This is a genomic window from Stenotrophomonas sp. B2, assembly GCF_014947095.1.
GTDB classification, from domain to species: domain Bacteria; phylum Pseudomonadota; class Gammaproteobacteria; order Xanthomonadales; family Xanthomonadaceae; genus Stenotrophomonas; species Stenotrophomonas maltophilia_P.
On sequence record NZ_JADCQA010000007.1, the window covers coordinates 194,599 to 212,072 of the forward strand.

A 17,474-nucleotide genomic window follows, 5' to 3' on the forward strand; every position below is an offset into this window, starting at 1 on the left:
GCTCCGCTCTACAATAGGCAGTCCTCTTCTTTGCCGGATTGCCCATGAAATCGCCCGCTGCGTGGCTGTGCTGCCTGTTGCTGACCTCGCCGGCCTGGGCTGCGGATGCGGTTGTCAGCGGCAAGGTCTACCTGGAACGCGACGGCAGGCCCGGCCGTGGTGCGACCGACCCGGGCCTGGCCGGGGTGCAGGTGTCCAACGGCGAGCGCATCGTGAAGACCGCAGCCGATGGCAGCTACAGCCTGCCCGTGCGCGAGGGCCAGACGGTGTTCGTGATCAAGCCGGATGCGTACGCGTTCCCGAAGGCGAGCGACGGGCTGCCGTCGTTCTGGCGTCATTTCCAGCCCAACGGCTCGCCTGCACTGAAGTACGGTGGCATCGCCGCAACCGGCGATGCCACCCGCAACTGGGACTTCGCGCTGCAGACGGATCGTCATGACAATCGGCGTGGTTTCCAGATGCTGGTGTTCACTGATTCACAGACCGCAAGCCTCAAGGACATCGGCTACTACCAGCAGTCCATCGTGGCGCCGCTGGTCGGCCAGACCCGGGCGCGGCTTGGCACGACGCTCGGCGATATCGTCAATGATGACCTGACGCTGTATCCGGCCATCAACAAGGTCACCACGCAGCTGGGCGCGCCGTGGTTCCATGTGCCGGGCAACCACGATCTCGATTTCGATGCCGCCGTCGACGAGCATTCGCTGGACAGCTGGCGCAACGTCTACGGCCCGGACACGTACGCCGTGGAGGAGGGCGGTGCCAGCTTCGTGTTCCTCGACGATGTGGTGTACGACCCGAAGGCGAGGCCGAGCTATGTCGGTGGCCTGCGCGAGGATCAGTTCGCGTTCCTTGCCGCCTACCTCAGGGGTCTGCATCGCGACCGCCTGCTGGTGCTGGGCATGCACATTCCGCTGTTCGATGCAGCGCCGGGTCGCGAGAGCTTCCGGCACGCCGACCGGCAGCGCCTGTTCGACCTGCTGAAGGACTTCCGCAACGTGCTGGTCCTGAGCGGCCACAGCCACACCCAGCAGCATGTCTACCATGGCAAGGCCGAGGGCTGGCACGGCGAAAAGCCCCTGCACGAGTACAACGTCGGTGCCAACTGCGGTGCGTTCTGGTCCGGTGTGAAGGATGCTGCCGGCGTGCCGGACAGCACCATGAGCGACGGCACGCCAAAGGGCTACGCGTTGCTGGATGTGGCTGGCAACGGCAGCTATCGCCTGCAGTATCGCGTGGCCGGCGCGCCAGCCAGCGAACAGATCGGCCTGCATGCGCCGAAGGTGCTGCGCCAGGGCGCGTATCCGGCGTGGGGCGTGTATGCCAACGTGTACATGGGTGAGGACGCGAGCGTGGTCGAGTACCGCGTGGACGGTGGGGCATGGCAGCCGATGAAGCAGGTCCGCCAGCCCGACCCGCGGCTGCTGGTGGAGAATGCGGCGGACGACCTGTCCAGCGTGCTGCGCGGTTACGATCGCTCGCCGGAGGCCACCGCTTCGCCGCATCTGTGGCGCGGCGCGCTGCCCACCCACCTGGCCGTGGGCGACCACAGGATCGACGTGCGTTCGACCCAGCCGGATGGTGCGGTATTCACCGCCACCACCCGTTATAGTCTGCAGACCGCAGAGCCCTGATCCGCAGGTGCCGCTGCGCGCTGCGTCCCGGCTGCCGCCACCCGGACGCTGCGGACAAGGCCATGGCAGGGTCGGCTGCCGGCGCTGCGCCGCGCTAGGCAAAGCGACCCTGATGCCTGAGAATCGGTGCGATTCAATCGATTCAAGCAGGCCAGAGTGACCATCGCAGCAGTGCCCCCGGTTTCCACCGACTCCTCCCGCGGCGGTCTTCCGCGAAGCCTGGTCGTCGCCGATGTCGGCGGTACCTTTGCCCGCCTGGCGCTGGCTGAAACGCTGCCGGGGCAGGCGCCACGGCTGGGCAGTCATCGCACCTACGCGTGTGCCGATCATTCCAGCCTGGCGGCGATTCTGGCCGACTTCACCCGGAGCCTCGCACTGCCGGTGCGGTCGGCGGTGGTCGCCATCGCCGGCCTGCTCGATGGCGATGTGCTGATCAATGCCAATCTGCCGTGGACGGTGTCGTTGTCCGCCACCCGCGCACAGTCCGGTCTGGACGATCTGCAGCTCATCAATGATTTCGAGGCGGTGGCACTGGCCATTCCCTACCTGCAGGCCGACACCCTGGTTCCATTGAACGGCGATGCCGACCCGGCGATGGCGTTCCCGGCGCTGGTGCTGGGGGCCGGTACCGGCCTGGGCGCGGCGCTGCGCTTCGCCGATGGCGGGCGTCCGGTGCTGCCCAGCGAGATCGGCCACGCTGCCCTGGGGGCCGGCAACGCGCTGGAGCTGGAGGTGCTGGGCAGGCTGCTGCAGCGGTGGCCACATGTGGACAACGAGCGTGTGCTGTCCGGCAGCGGTCTGATGAATCTGTATCCGTGCCTGTGCGAGATGCGTGGCGTCACGCCTGTGTGGTCCAGCACCGAAGCGCTGATCGGCGCCGCACGCAGCGGCGAAGACGCACTTGCAGTGGAGACGCTGCAGGTGTTCTGCGCCTGGTTGGGCAGTCTGGCCGGCGATGCCGCCATCGCCGTGGGGGCCCGCTCGGTGTACCTGGCGGGCGGCATTTCCACCCACGTGCAGGATTTCCTCGCCGATGGCCGCTTCCGCGAGCGCTTCCTCAACAAGGGCGTGCTGGCCGACGTGCTGCGGCAGGTGCCGGTATGGCGGGTCGAACACGGCCAACTGGGCGTGCTGGGCGCCGCCGTCTGGCATGCGGCGCGGTACCCCGTACACGATTGATCGGTGCTGCCGGCATCGGGCCGGCGACACGTTGCAGACTGGGAGGCAACATGGTGGATCGCAGGCAGTTCCTGCAGGCCGGAGCGCTGGCGGCAGGCATGGCCGCCCTGCCGGGCGTACAGGCACGTGTGCAGGGCGGAGCGAAGGTGGTCTCGACCTGGGACTTCGGTGTGCCGGCCAACCAGGCGGCATGGAAGGTCCTGGCGCAGGGCGGCAGTGCCCTGGACGCAGTGGAGGCCGGCGCACGCTGGGCCGAGAGCGAGCTGTGCAATCCCACCGTGGGCCATTGCGGCAATCCGGATCGGGACGGCGTGCTGAGCCTGGACGCGAGCATCATGGACGGCGATGGCCGCTGCGGTGCGGTGGCCGCGCTGGTCGACATCCCGCACCCGGTGTCGGTGGCCCGCAAAGTGATGGAAAACAGCCCGCACGTGTTGCTGGTGGGTGAAGGGGCGCAGCAGTTCGCCGTGCAGCAGGGCTTCGAGCGCAGGCGTCTGCTGACGCCGCAGGCCGAAGCGGCCTGGCGCGAGTGGTTGAAGACCGAGAAGTACCAGCCCCAGATCAACGCCGAGCGACGTGGCCTTCCCGGCAACAGCGACAACCACGACACCATCGGCATGCTGGCGCTGGATGCCCGGGGCCATCTCGCCGGTGCCTGCACCACCAGCGGCATGGCCTGGAAACTGCACGGCCGGGTCGGCGACAGTCCGATCATCGGCGCCGGCCTGTACGTCGACAACGAGGTCGGTGCCGCCACCGCATCGGGCGTGGGCGAAGAGATGATCCGCAATGCGGCCTCGTTCCTGGTGGTCGAGCTGATGCGCCAGGGTCGAACGCCCGCCCAGGCCTGCCGTGAGGCGATCGACCGCGTGGTACGCAAGCGTCCCGAGGCAAGCAGGACCCTGCAGGTGTGCTTCCTGGCCATGAACAAGCAGGGCGAGGTGGGCGCCTATGCGCTGCATCGCGGCTTCGTCTATGCCGTCTGCGATGCGCAGCGCCAGGACGACCTGCGCGATTCACCGTCGATCTACACGAGCACACAGGCGTGAGCACGCGGCTCACCCTGGAGATCGCCAGCAACTCGCTGGCTTCGGCGTTGGCCGCGCAGGCCGGTGGTGCCGACCGCATCGAACTGTTCGACAACCTCACCGAGGGCGGCACCACTCCGTCGTTCGCCAGCATCGCCATGGCCCGAGAACGCCTGTCGATTCCGCTGTTCGTGCTGGTGCGGCCGCGGCCGGGCGATTTCCACTACGACGCCCTGGAGGCCGAGCTGATGCTGCGCGATATCGCACAGTGCCGTGCGCTGGGCTGCGATGGCGTGGTGATCGGTGCGTTGGACCGGCAGGGTGATATCGATCTGCCCCTGTGCCGCGCGCTCATCCAGGCGGCGGGTCCGCTGCAGGTGACGTTCCACCGTGCCTTCGACGCCGCGCGTGACCTTCCGGCGGCGTTGGAGCAGGTGATCGCTCTGGGGTGCCGCCGTGTATTGACGTCCGGCGGACAGGCCAGCGCGGTTGCCGGTGTCGATGTGCTGGAAGGCCTGGTCGCCCGGGCGGCGGGGCGCATCAGCGTGATGGCGGGTGCTGGCCTGAACCCGGCCAACATCGCTGCGGTGGCGCGGCACAGCGGCTGCGTTGAGCTGCACGCGTCGGCCAAGAGCCGCCGGCACTCGGCCATGCAGTTCCACAACCCGGCACTGCGCGGGCTGGACCCGTACTGGGATCAGACCGATGCCGCAATCGTGGCGGGGCTGCGGCGGGCGCTGGACGGCGATCTGTCCTGATACCGGGCGAAGTCGGTTCCGCGCGGGTCTGCCGCTCGCGTGTCATCAGTTCATCTCCGGCCTGCGGCGGCCAACCTGCGCAAGCCACTGATTCATCTACTTTTCAAGCGGGGACGGCAGCGGATCCGCAGCGGCGTGTTGCGTCGCGGAATGCTCTCTCCGGTTCAGCCGTGCTTTAGTTTGGATCGATCCACAGGGGGGCGCCGGAACCGGCTTGAACCGACCCGGCACCTGGATCTTCCGTAGTGCCGCGCCACCACCCATCCGTGCGACCACACCCTCCGAGAGCGACCACATGGCTCAGTTCGTCCGCAATCGTCGTCACCTGCTGTCCCAGGCCCTGGTCCTGGCCCTGCTTCCGCTGGCTGCCAATGCACAGGAAGTCTCAGGCTCGTCCACCAAGGATCTCGACGCGGTCACCGTCACTGGCTCGCGCATCAAGCGCGCCAGCGTCGAAGGCCCAGCTCCCGTCAACGTGATCACCGCGCAGCAGATCCAGAAGGAAGGCTTTGTCAGCGTGTACGATGCGCTGAAGACATTGACCGAAGCCACCGGCACCGTGGAGGCGGCTTCGCAGTGGGGCTCGCACACGCCCAACGCCAGCGGCCTGAATCTGCGCGGGATGGGCCCCAACCGCTCACTGCTGCTGGTCAATGGCCGTCGCGTGGCCGACTACCCGTTGCCCTATGGCGGGGAGACCAATTTCTCCAACTACGGCAACATTCCCGCCGCTGCGGTGGAGCGCATCGAGGTCCTGACCGGCGGTGCCTCTGCGATCTACGGCTCGGATGCCATTGCAGGCGTGGTCAACGTCATCCTGAAGACCCACTACGACGGCGACGAAGTGCGCGTGCGCGGCGGCACCTCCACTGAAGGTGGTCGCGATACCTGGGATCTGTCGTGGGCGGGTGGCAGGACCGGAGACAACTGGAGCGTGACCTACGCGCTGCAGTACACCAAGCGCGATCCGCTGTTCGGCCGTGACCGGCCGCAGATGGATGATGCCGATGATGCGCCGCGCCCCTCCTGGAACATGGAACAGCGCAAGGTCGGTTTCCGTCCTACCGCCGGCCTGGCCCTGATCGACCCGGGTACCGGCCAGCGACTGGCGCCGCCGACCGGCACCTGTGAGAAGTTCGACGGCGAGTACTACACCGCCGATCGACTGGTCTACAACTACAACACCGATACGATCACCAATACCGGGCAGTTGTGTGGCATGACGGCCGACTATGCCAACTGGCTGCTGACCGGTGGTGCCGAGAATGTGTCCGGCAATCTGTATGCCACGTTCGATTTCGACAGCGACCTGCAGGGCTGGACCAACCTGGCGGTGTACCGGTCGGAGGCGGTCTGGGGGACCAATCCGCCCAGCGTGACGCTCATCGATGATGACAACGGCTACTACTGGGATGCCAACCGCAACCGCGCGATCCTGGGCGTGCGCCAGTTCACGCCCAACGAAGTGGGCGGCCTGGACACCCTGCGCAACACCAACCGGGAGCTCTCCTGGGACTGGAGTGCAGGCCTGCGCGGGCGCCTGGCGGACCGCTTCGACTGGAGTGCCACCATCGGCCGTTCCTACTACCGCGTGGAAGAGCGGCAGAATGTAGTGGACGAGCAGAAGTCCTATGACTTCTTCCTCGGCCCGCGCCTGGGTACGACGGCGGATGGTGAAGCGATCTACGCACTGGACGAAGCACGCTGGTGGAACCCGCTCACGCCGGACCAGTACTGGCAGATGGGTACGGTGGCGAAGAACCGTGCGTCTTCCTGGGTCAACCAGGCGTCGGCGGACATCACCGGTGAGTTGTTCCAGGGCTGGGCGGGGCCTGTTTCGTTCGCGGCGGTGGCCGAGGTGGCGCAACAGGGATATCACCTTGCTCCCGACCCTCGCGCCGGCATCGATTTCGACCTGCAGAACGTTGATCGCGGTGGCGGCGAGCGCACGCGCTACTCGGCGGGCGTGGAGTTCAAGATTCCACTGCTGGACAGCGTGATCGCCACCGCGGCGGCACGCTATGACCGTTACGGCAGTTACAAGGCCGACGCCAATGCAGAGGCGCTGGACATCGGCAGCCAGAAGGAGACCACCTGGAATGTCGGTCTGGAATGGCGGCCGGTGGAGTCGCTGCTGGTACGCGGTTCCTACGCCACCAGCTTCCACGCGCCTGACATGCACTACCTGCTGGGGCAGCCCAGCAGTTCCGAGGTGCAGACCTATGACCGCCTGCGTTGCATCGAAAGCGGTGCCTATCTGGTCAACAACTGTGGCGTGGGCAATACCGATGTCTGGTACACGTTCGACGTGAATCGTCGCGGTACCCCGCTGCTGCGCTCGGAAACGGGGGATTCATGGACGGTCGGATTCGTCTGGGATGTGATGTCCAATCTTTCGATCAGTGCCGACTACTGGGCGATCAAGCTGGAGGACATGATCGTCGATGTCGGCGCCGACGAGGTGCTGGCCAGCGAAGCGGGCTGCCGCACGGGACTGAACATCGACGGCACGCCGTGGGCCAATCCGGCCGGTGCGGACTACTGCGCCGGCATCCTGGCGCGCGTGAACCGCGACAGCAATGGCCGCCTGGTGTCGATCGAGCGGGGGCCGTTCAACCTGGCCAGCCGGGAGGTCCGCGGTATCGACCTGACCGCGCGTTACCGGTGGGACAGCGCAGCATGGGGAAGCTTCCAGTTCGGCGTGAACTACACCAACCAGCTGTCGACCAAGGAGCAGCGCTATGCCGCGGATCCGAATCCGCAGCGCCGTGACCGCGACCTGCGCAGCAAGCTGCGAGCGAGCCTGGCCTGGCAGCGTGGTCACTGGAACGCGAATGTGTACGCCGACCGCATCGGCTCGGTGCCGGGCGTGCGTTACCACTGGGGCACCGACCGCCTGGACAATCCCGGCGGCTGCCTGCCGTTCTCCGATGGCTACGTACCCAGCGACAGTCCTTCGCTGGACTGCCTGGAACCTGCCACGCGTCCCGATGGTTCGCCGAATCCGAATCCGAATGCAGGCCAGCGCACGGCGCGCTACTACGGCCGGGTTGGACCGTTCATCACCTGGAACGTCAACGTGGGCTATCAGGTGACTGAACGTGCCAAGGTCAATGTGTACGTCAACAACGTCTTCAACTCGGCCAGCTGGAACCACAAGGATCCCTACAAGCTGGACTACGATTTCGCGCCGACCCGGCTGCTCGGTGCAGTTGGCCGCGAGTTCGCGCTGGAATACGTGTTCACGTTCTGAGCCCGCGCCATGGATCCACCCTCGACCGGTGGATCCATGGCCCGCGGATGAAGTGAACGCTGGGCCGGCGGACAGGACAGGCTGGATTTGACCTTCCCACGATGGCAAGGTTTAGCCTGTTCCTGTCCAGAAGGAATCCGGGAATCCCGTCATGAGTCTGTCGCACGCCACCACCGCCGCTTCCGTGCCTGATCAGATCAGCCTGCCCATCGAAGGCATGACCTGCGCGAGCTGCGTAGGCCGGGTCGAGGCCGCGCTGGCCAAGGTGGAGGGGGTCGGCAGCGTCTCGGTGAACCTGGCCACGGAACGTGCCGATATCCGTCCGTCGGGGCCGGTGGACCGCGCCGCCTTGATCCAGGCGGTGCACAAGGTCGGCTATGAGGTTGCGGCCACGACCGTGGAGCTGGCCGTGGAGGGCATGACCTGCGCGTCCTGCGTGGGCCGGGTCGAACGCGCACTGCTGGCCGTGCCGGGCGTGAGCGCGGCGAGCGTCAACCTGGCCATCGAGCGTGCCACCGTTCGCGGCGCAGCAGACGGGGAGGCGCTGCTGGCGGCGATCGACAGGGCGGGCTACGGCGCTCGTCTTCTCGATGGCAGCGCGCAGGCCGATGACGGCGGGGAGAAGAAGGACGCCGAGCGTGCTGAACTCAAACACGCGCTGATACTGGCCAGCGTGCTGGCCCTGCCGGTGTTCGTACTGGAAATGGGATCGCATCTGATCCCGGGCATGCACCACTGGGTGATGTCGACCATCGGGTTGCAGGCCAGCTGGTATGTGCAGTTCGTGCTGACCACGCTGGTTCTGGTGATTCCCGGCCGGCGCTTCTACCAGAAGGGCATTCCGGCACTGCTGCGTTTGGCACCGGACATGAACTCGCTGGTCGCGGTGGGCACCGCGGCGGCGTTCGGCTACTCGGTGATCGCGACCTTCGCACCGCGGCTGCTGCCGCCCGGCACGGTGAACGTCTATTACGAAGCTGCGGCGGTGATCGTCGCGCTGATCCTGCTGGGCCGCTTTCTCGAGGCGCGTGCCAAGGGCCGTACGTCGGAAGCCATCAAGCGGCTGGTCAAGCTCCAGGCCAAGGTCGCCCACGTAGTACGCGATGGTCGGGTGGTCGACGTCCCGGTGGGCGGGGTGGTCAGTGACGACCTCGTGGAAATACGTCCTGGCGAACGCGTCCCGGTGGATGGCGAGGTGGTCGAGGGGCGCAGCTTCGTCGATGAGTCGATGATCAGCGGTGAGCCGGTTCCGGTTGAAAAGGCATCGGGCGCGGCCGTGGTCGGTGGTACGGTCAACCAGCAGGGAGCACTGACCGTGCGTGCCACGGCGGTAGGTGCGCAGACCGTGCTTGCGCAGATCATCCGCCTGGTTGAACAGGCACAGGGGTCGAAACTGCCGATCCAGGCCGTGGTCGACAGGGTCACGCTGTGGTTCGTGCCTGCGGTGATGCTGGCCGCGTTGGCCACCTTCGTGGCGTGGCTGCTGCTCGGGCCGTCCCCGGCGCTTACCTTCGCCCTGGTCAATGCCGTGGCCGTGCTGATCATTGCGTGCCCCTGTGCGATGGGGCTGGCAACGCCGACCTCGATCATGGTCGGCACCGGGCGGGGCGCGGAGATGGGCGTGCTGTTCCGCAAGGGCGAGGCACTGCAGCTGCTGAAGGATGCGCGGGTGGTGGCGGTGGACAAGACCGGAACCCTGACCGAGGGCCGCCCGCGATTGACCGATCTGGAACTGAGCCACGGTTTTGCGCGAGCGGCGGTGCTGGGCGCGGTCGCGGCCGTTGAATCGCGCTCGGAGCATCCGATCGCACGCGCGATCGTGATGGCCGCCGAGGAGGAGGGCATCTCCGTGCCGGCCCTGCAGGCGTTCGAATCGGTCACCGGCATGGGGGTGCGTGCGATCGTGCAGGGAAGCCGCATTGAAGTCGGGGCCGACCGGTTCATGCGAACGCAGGGCGTTGATATCGATGGCGTTGCCGCGCTGGTGCAGCGTCTGGGAGGTGAAGGAAAGTCGCCGCTGTACGCCGCCTTCGATGGCCGGCTGGCAGCGGTGATCGCAGTGTCCGACCCGATCAGGACGAGCACGCCGGCCGCCATCACCGCACTGCATGCGCTGGGACTGAAGGTGGCGATGATCACCGGCGACAATGCGCGCACCGCACAGGCGATCGCACGCCAGCTGGGCATCGACGAGGTCGTGGCCGAAGTGCTGCCCGAAGGCAAGGTGGAGGCGGTGCGACGCCTCAAGGCTGCGCATGGTCACGTCGCCTTCGTCGGCGACGGCATCAACGATGCGCCGGCGCTGGCGGAGGCGGATGTGGGCCTGGCCATCGGCACCGGTACCGATGTGGCGGTGGAATCGGCCGATGTAGTGCTGATGTCCGGCAGTCTGCTGGGCGTGCCCAATGCCATCGCGCTGTCCAGGGCCACCCTTGGCAACATCCGGCAGAATCTGTTCTGGGCCTTCGCCTACAACACCGCGCTGATTCCGGTGGCCGCCGGCGTGCTGTATCCGGCTTTCGGCATCCTGCTGTCGCCGGTATTCGCCGCCGGTGCGATGGCACTGTCCAGCGTGTTCGTGCTGGGCAATGCACTGCGCCTGCGTCGCTTCCGGGCGCCGATGGCCGACGCCGCCAGCCACTGAAAAGGAGACTGTCTTGAACATCGGTGAGGCCGCGAAGGCATCGAGCGTTTCGGCGAAGATGATCCGCTACTACGAGCAGATCGGGCTGATTCCTGCTGCCGACCGTACGGCATCCGGCTACCGGGCCTATTCGCACGCCGACGTGCATCGACTGCGGTTCATACGCCGCGCGCGGGACCTGGGATTCTCGGTCGCCGAGATCACGGATCTGCTGGGTCTGTGGAACGATACCTCGCGCCACAGCGCCGACGTCAAGCGCCTGGCCGAGCAGCACATCGATGATCTCGAGCAGCGCATCGACCACGTGCGGCAGATGGCCGATACGCTGAAGTCGCTGATCAGCTGCTGTGCGGGCGACGAGCGGCCGGAGTGCCCGATCCTGCAGCGGCTGGAGGAGGGCGAGGAAGGCGCGGAGCCAGTCGCGGCGCGGCGGCGGCAGGCGCGCCGGAGCTGAGCCGCGGGGCGCAGGGGCCTTCGCACCTGCGCGGCGGGAGTGCTGTGGCTCCTTCAGAAGGACGTGAGCATCGCCCGGAGCCGGGCGATCAGGCGGTGCGCGGCGGGAAGCCTGCGTCCTTCACAGCGGCGAAGATCTCCGCTTCGCTGGCCGTGGTCTGCACCTGCACGCGGCCTGTCGGCGGATCGGCGACCACGCGGGCCTGCGGATCAACGCTCTGGATCGCGCGGGTCACGCTGCGCGCGCATCCGCCGCAGGTCATGCCGTCAACATGGAAGTCCATCTGTAGCTCCTTCGGTTCCGGGGAATGCAGCCAGTGTGCACCTTCCAACGATGGCAGGGTCAAGTGATGCCTCCGCCGTGCCCATGAAAAACGGCAGCCACCTGTACCAGCGTGGCTGCCGTGGAGGAACGTCCCCGCGCCAGGCGGGGCGACTGCCTTAGAACTTCCAGGTCGCGCCGAAGTACAGCTGGCGGCCCGCGTAGGTATTGGAGATCAGGCGGGCCTTGGTGTCATTGCCCAGATGCACGCGCTGCTCGGACTTGGTGGCGTTGATCACCGACGCGGTCAGGGTCCACTCCGGGGTGAGGTTGTAGGCCACGTTGAGATCAAGCTGGTCGTACGGCTCGGTGTAGACCGTCATGCCGTTGTTCAGTCCGCCGACCACCTGGCCGCGACGGTTGTACGAGGCGCGGGCAAGGAACTTGTCGTTCTCGTAGAACACCGTCACGTTGGCCTGGTTCTTGGCGCTGCCGACCAGCGGCGACGAGCCGATGTTCTGCCCATCCAGCACGATCGAGGCCAGGTTGGTGTCGTTGTAGGTGTAGTTCGCCTGCACGCCGACGCCGAAATCGAAGGTGTACTGGCCGTACAGCTCCACGCCCTGCGACACACCGTCCTGGCCATTGGCACGGGTCTCGTAGTCCTGCACGGTCACGGTTTCGCCACCGACCTGCATCTGCATATCGCGCACGACAGGCACGGTGAAGTTGTCCACGTTCTTGCGGAACAGGCCCACGCCGGCCACCGCGCCAGGCTGGAAGTACCACTCCAGGCCGAGGTCGAACTGGGTGGCCTCGAAGGGTTCAAGCTGCTTGTTGCTGCCGTCGCCGGTCCAGCCCGGGGTCGGTGCACCGCCGGCCACGCGGCGGTCATTGACGTACTCCTCGCTGTAGTAGCGCAGGCTGCCCGGAGCGCCGATCTCGGTGTAGCCGGGGCGTGCGATGACCTTGGAGGCGGCGCCGCGCAGCAGCAGGGTATCGGTGATGTCCCAGGCGATGTTGAAGCTCGGCAGGACGTCGGTGTAGGTGCGGTCCACGCCCAGCAGCTCGAAACTCTTGCTCTGTGCCAGGTTGTAGGGCAGGCGCACGAAACCGCTCTCGCAGCTGTAGTTCGGGTAGGCCGCCGCGGCCGGATCGGAGCACGCCATCGGTGCGCCTGCGGCGTTGTCGAGGAAGTAGTCGTCGAAACGCTCGATCGAATCGGTGGACTGCGCCAGCTGCTTGGTGCGCACCACGCGCACGCCCACGTTGCCGCGCACCCGCTCGGTGCGGAAGTTGGCCTGGAAGTAGCCCGAGTAGATCTTCTCGTTGACGTTGTAGATGAAGTCGTCCTCGACACGGTTGTGCGAACCGCCGTAGGTCTTGTTCAGGTAATCGATGTAGGCCGGATAGTTGATGCCCGGGAACACGTTGGTATTGAAGCCGCCGGGGATGTTGCTGATCGGGTTGGACAGGAAGAAGCCGGGCTGGGCGATATTGGCCGTAGGGTCGCAGCCGCTCTGGTAGCGGTTGTTGTCGTAGTCCGACGGGTCTCGGCCCTGGCACACCCAGTAGGTATTGCCGGTGTTGCGGTGCACCGTGCCGTCACGATACTTGGCACCGAACTGGATCGAGTCCAGCCAGCCGGATTCGAAGAGCTTGGTGACATCGGCCTGGAAATAGTTCTGCTTGATCTCGGTCTGCTTCCAGGACGAGTCGGTCGAACCGGTGTCGATCTCGGCGATGCCGGCCATGAGCTGCTGCTGCAGGTCGGGAGCGAAGGTGCCCGACGGCGTGCCGGTCAGGTCCCAGGAGGTGCTGCTGGACGATTCCCACACGCCATTGGTCTGCCGACGCGGTTTGGCCGACATGCGGAAGTTCATCGAGGGACCGCCTTCGGACCAGGTGCGGCCGCCGGTGAACGACGCCTTCCACAGTGGGCTGATATCCCAGTCGATGCTGAGGTCGGCGGTCTGCGAGAGCGCCTTTTCGCGGCTGTAGCCGCCGGTGAGCTGCGGGGTCGGAATGGTGCAGTCATCGGGGCCCCAGCCCCCCGGCTCGAGCCCGGCCGCTTCGGCCTCGGCTTCATTGCAGTAATAGGTCTTGCCGGCCAGCTTCTCGAACTGCGCGCCGGTGACGACGGTGCCGCTGGGATCGAAGTCCAGCCCGTTGAGCATGCGGCCGCCGGCCCAGTTGCCGTCACCATTGAAGCGGGCCATGCTCCACTCCGGCACCTTCAGCATGTGCTGGGCGTAGTTGCCCTCCAGCTCGAAGCGGAAGTAGTTGGCCGTCATGGTCACGTTGTCGACCGGCTTGAACTGGAAGGTCAGCTGCCCGCCCTTGCGCTCGCGCGTTTCCTCCTTCACCGCGAAATTGACCGAGGTCGGCATGAAGAAGTCGGTGTAGTTGCGACCGTTCTGGTTGTTGAAGCCGGAGTTGCCCCACCAGTACTCGATGCCGTCCTGCAGCATGGGGTTGCCATGCACGTCGCGCGCATCGGTATCGGTGCCGTACCACTGATAGTTCTCGGTGGTGACTTCCATGGTGCGGCTGGTGCGCTTCTGCTGGGTCACGCCGACCAGCACGCCGAAACGCTCGTCCTTGCTGTGCCACGAGTACAGTGCGGAGGCCTGCGGATCGATGTCGTGACTGGTATCCGACGAGGTGCCTTCGAGGGTGACGAAGCCCGAGTTGGACTCCATGTCCAGAGGGCGCCGGGTGTGCAGGATGACCGTGCCGCCGATGCCGCCTTCATCGATGCGCGCTTCCGGCGATTTGAACAGCTCGGCGCTGGACAGCATGTTGGACGGCAGAAGGGTGTAGTTGAAAGAGCGGGTCGCCTCGTCGTTGGTCTCGGAGGTGGCGACGTAGTTGCCGTTCAACTGGGTCAGCGTAAGGTCTGCAGCGAGGCCGCGCACGCTGACCGTCTTGCCTTCGCCGCCGTCGCGGGTGATGACCACGCCCGGTACGCGCTGCAGCGCGTCGGCCACGTTCTTGTCGGGGAACTTGCCGACGTCTTCGGCCGTGATTACTTCGACCACGGCGTTGGCGTCGCGCTTCTGCTCAAGGCTCTTTTCGATGGCGTAGCGGTAGCCGGTGACCTGGACGCTGTCCAGCGTGGTGGCGTCGGGCGTGCCGGTGGTGGCCTGCTGCGCGGCGGCGCCCGCCGGCAGGACGGCGGCGGCCAATGCCAGCGCGATGGCCAGCGACAGCGCGTCCTGGCCATGCATGCGTTTTGAGTGACTCATTCCCATCTCTCCCTCTCTCCTGGATTGATCCGGTGACGTGTGACGTGGTGCGGATGACTTGAATCGATCTAATCTGTGGTGATGCCGGTGCGGTCGCTACGCAGTTGCAACTGCATCCTGTGTCTGTGCCGGCCCGTCCTGTCGCTGCTTCCCCAAACTCCCGGCCACCGCAACGTCGTCTTGGATCGATCTAAGCGATGGGCGGGCGTTTTTTAGCATGGGTTGCCCGTCGGCGCATGCTGCTGCGCAATATGGTATTGCCGTGGCGGGGGCATGACGTTTTTCTGAATCGGCTGGAAACGTTTTCTCGCGCGATTCCCCGGCAGGCCGGCCAAGAGGCCGCGCGGCGGGACGTATGCTGCGGCGCAGAATGCATTGGCGGGAATCGCCATGCTCTACTTGAATCGATCTAAATTCACGATTGCGCGGGTCTCGCGCCATTCCACGGGGAGCAGGCTGCCGGCAGGCAGCGCTCAGCGGAAGGCGTTGCAGGCTCCAGCCGTCTGCCACCGCACCATCGACCACAGGAACCCGACATGCGCCCAGTGCCGTCCGCTCCCGCTGTCCCCTCGACGCCGCGCCCGTTGACGCGATTGGCCTGGCTGCTCGCACTGGCGATGTCGCCGGTGCTGCTGCAGGCCGCCCCGGCCGCACTCGAGCGCGAGGTGAACACCTTCATCGGCAGCAAGGACGATGGCAACACGTTCCCGGGCGCCTCGGCACCCTTCGGCCTGATCCAGGTCAGCCCCATCGGCAGCCACTATTCGGGGTGGCGCTACGACGACGAGAAGATCCGTGGCTTCGGCCACTCCTTCCTGTCCGGTGCCGGGTGCTGGGAGCAGGGCGGCCAGGTCTCGGTCCTGCCCGTGACCGGCAGCATCGGTCCCGGTGGCGATTTCGACACCGCCGACGCCAAGAGCTTCAACCACAAGACCTATGCCGCGTCGTACACGCATGACGGCGAAATCGGCCAGGCCGGCTACTACAAGGTGCGCCTGACCAGCTACGGTGGCATCGATGCCGAGGCGACCGCGCGCACCCGTGCCGCCGCCGAGCGCTACACCTTCAGCCAGCGAAGCGGCGATGGCCACGTGCTGGTGAATGTCGGCCAGGCGAATGAACGCCATTCGGTGATCGGCAGCGTGATCGACGTGGTCGGCGACCGCGTGGTCGAGGGCAAGCTGGTCACCAAGAGTTTCTGCGGTGGCCACCAGTACACGACGTGGTTCCGCATCGAGTTCGATCGCCCGTTCAAGGCGCATGGTACCTGGGGCGAGGCCGGTGGCCTGCCGGGGGCGCGCCACAGCATGGAAGGCGAGCAGAAGCCGAACGGTGCCTGGTTGAGCTTCGACCTGGCCAAGGGGCAGTCGGTCACGGCGGTGAGCGCGATTTCGCATGTCGATGCCGAAGGCGCGCGCACCAACCTGCGCACCGAGGGCATGCAGGGCGGAGCGCTGATGGGGTTCGACCGCATGCGCGCGCTGTCGCAGCAGGCGTGGCGCGAGGAGCTGGGCCGGGTGCGCGTGCAGGGCGGCAGTGCTGATGACCGCACGGTGTTCTACAGCGCCGCCTACCACGCGCTGCTGCAGCCGCTGACCGGCAGCGATGCCGACGGCCGCTACCGCGGCTACGACGATGGCATCCATCGCGCGGATGGCTGGACCTACTACGAGTACTTCTCGCTGTGGGATACCTACCGCGCGCAGAACCAATGGCTGGCGTTGACCCGCCCCGATGTGGCGCGTGACATCGGCCGCACGCTGCTCGCGATCGACGAGCAGGGGGGCTGGCTGCCACGCTGGGGTTACGCCAACTTTGAGACGAACATCATGACCGGCGATCCGGTGACCCCGTTCATGGTCGACCTGTGGCGTTTCGGTGCGTTCAAGGGCCGTGAATCGCAGGCGTGGGATGCGCTGCGCCGCAATGCGTTCGGCACCCCGCCGTTGAATTCCCGTCATGCGGGCCGGTCGGGCAATCCGACCTATCTGGACAAGGGCTACGTGGTCTACGACCGTGCGTTCCCGTCCAAGGGCATGGACGTCGATCCGCATCACGGCGGCTCGGCCACTCTGGAATATGCACTGGCCGACTGCGCGCTTTCGCAGATGGCCGATGGCCTGGGTCACGCCCGGGATGCGGCGACGCTGCGAGAGCGCGGCCGCAACTGGCGCAAGGTGTGGGACCCGCAGGTCCGCGACGCCGAGACCGGCTTCAGCGGCTTCCCGCGGCCTCGCACCGAGGACGGGCAGTGGTACACCCCGGCCGACGGGCACTACAGCCCACGTTCCCACCACGGCTTCCATGAAGGCACCGCGTGGCAGTACCAGTGGCTGGCGCAGCAGGACATGCCGGGGCTGGTCGAGGCGATGGACGGTCGTGAGCAGGCCGGGCGCCGGCTCGATGCCTTCTTCGCGATGGATGCACTGCAGGCCGACCCGCTCAATGCCGCGCGGCGCGAATGGGTGGTCGGACCCTACAGCTACTACAACCAGTTCCGCTACAACCCGAACAACGAACCCGATCTGCACGCGCCGTGGCTCTACACCCTGATCGGCCAGCCGTGGAAGACCGCCGCGGTGGTGCGGGCCGCGCAGCAGCTGTTCACCAATGCGCCCAATGGCGTGACCGGCAACGACGATCTTGGAACGATGTCGGCGTGGTACCTGTTCAGTGCGATCGGCATGTACCCGGCAGTACCGGGCAGTGGCCAGTTCCTGCTGCATACGCCGCGCTTTGCCCGGGTCGAGGTCGACATGGGCAATGGCCGCACCCTGCGCATCAATGCCCCGGGGGCGGACGGCCGCCGCCTGCAGTACGTGCAGGGCGTGCAGGTCGATGGCCAGGCGCATGCCCCGGTCTGGCTGGACTGGGAGCGCCTGCAGCAGGGCCCGCGCCTGCACTTCGCCCTCGACGCGCAGGCGCCGACCCAGGGGTGGGGCACGGCGGTGAAGGATCTGCCGGTGTCCTGGTGCGCGGCACCTGGCAGCCAGCTGCGTTGATCGGGGCTGTGCC

10 protein-coding genes are annotated in these 17,474 nt (G+C 66.5%); 8 read left to right on the forward strand and 2 right to left on the reverse strand.

Annotated elements, in window-relative coordinates; all coding sequences use genetic code 11:
* Window positions 1-44: 44 nt before the first annotated feature.
* The 7 genes from IMX13_RS10565 to cueR all read left to right on the forward strand — a co-directional run bounded on the left by IMX13_RS10565 (window position 45) and on the right by cueR (window position 10,950).
* The gene (locus IMX13_RS10565) at window positions 45-1,634 is read left to right on the forward strand and encodes a calcineurin-like phosphoesterase family protein (protein WP_193396319.1); all 1,590 of its coding nucleotides are present in this window, start codon (window positions 45-47) and stop codon (window positions 1,632-1,634) included.
* Between the two features lie 156 nt (window positions 1,635-1,790).
* Complete coding sequence (locus IMX13_RS10570; protein ID WP_193396320.1) at window positions 1,791-2,813, forward strand: glucokinase; 1,023 nt, start codon at window positions 1,791-1,793, stop codon at window positions 2,811-2,813.
* Between the two features lie 50 nt (window positions 2,814-2,863).
* Window positions 2,864-3,862, forward strand: coding sequence for a N(4)-(beta-N-acetylglucosaminyl)-L-asparaginase (locus IMX13_RS10575; RefSeq protein ID WP_053516718.1), 999 nt, complete (start codon window positions 2,864-2,866; stop codon window positions 3,860-3,862).
* On the forward strand, window positions 3,859-4,599 hold the full coding sequence (locus IMX13_RS10580; RefSeq protein WP_193396321.1) for a copper homeostasis protein CutC: 741 nt from the start codon (window positions 3,859-3,861) through the stop codon (window positions 4,597-4,599). The genes IMX13_RS10575 and IMX13_RS10580 overlap by 4 nt, the downstream gene beginning before the upstream one ends.
* Before the next feature lie 295 nt (window positions 4,600-4,894).
* Window positions 4,895-7,852, forward strand: a complete 2,958-nt coding sequence (locus tag IMX13_RS10585) for a TonB-dependent receptor (RefSeq protein ID WP_193396322.1) — start codon at window positions 4,895-4,897, stop codon at window positions 7,850-7,852.
* A gap of 151 nt (window positions 7,853-8,003) precedes the next feature.
* Window positions 8,004-10,496: a heavy metal translocating P-type ATPase gene (locus tag IMX13_RS10590; protein ID WP_193396323.1), complete on the forward strand. Its 2,493-nt coding sequence runs from the start codon at window positions 8,004-8,006 to the stop codon at window positions 10,494-10,496.
* A 13-nt stretch (window positions 10,497-10,509) separates the two neighbouring features.
* A complete protein-coding gene (gene cueR / locus IMX13_RS10595; protein ID WP_193396324.1) occupies window positions 10,510-10,950 on the forward strand; it encodes a Cu(I)-responsive transcriptional regulator in 441 nt (146 codons plus the stop codon).
* A gap of 88 nt (window positions 10,951-11,038) precedes the next feature.
* Here the strand turns inward: cueR and IMX13_RS10600 are convergent, their stop codons facing one another.
* Entirely contained in the window at window positions 11,039-11,233 is a 195-nt protein-coding gene (locus IMX13_RS10600) for a heavy-metal-associated domain-containing protein (RefSeq protein ID WP_053516712.1), read from the reverse strand.
* 157 nt (window positions 11,234-11,390) lie between these two features.
* Window positions 11,391-14,465, reverse strand: a complete 3,075-nt coding sequence (locus tag IMX13_RS10605; protein WP_193396325.1) for a TonB-dependent receptor — start codon at window positions 14,463-14,465, stop codon at window positions 11,391-11,393.
* A 611-nt stretch (window positions 14,466-15,076) separates the two neighbouring features.
* On the opposite strand from IMX13_RS10605, the gene IMX13_RS10610 reads away from it, so the two are divergent.
* Window positions 15,077-17,461 carry a GH92 family glycosyl hydrolase gene (locus IMX13_RS10610; RefSeq protein WP_227255403.1) on the forward strand — a complete coding sequence of 795 codons (2,385 nt, stop codon included), beginning with the start codon at window positions 15,077-15,079 and terminating at the stop codon, window positions 17,459-17,461.
* Window positions 17,462-17,474 lie beyond the last annotated feature (13 nt).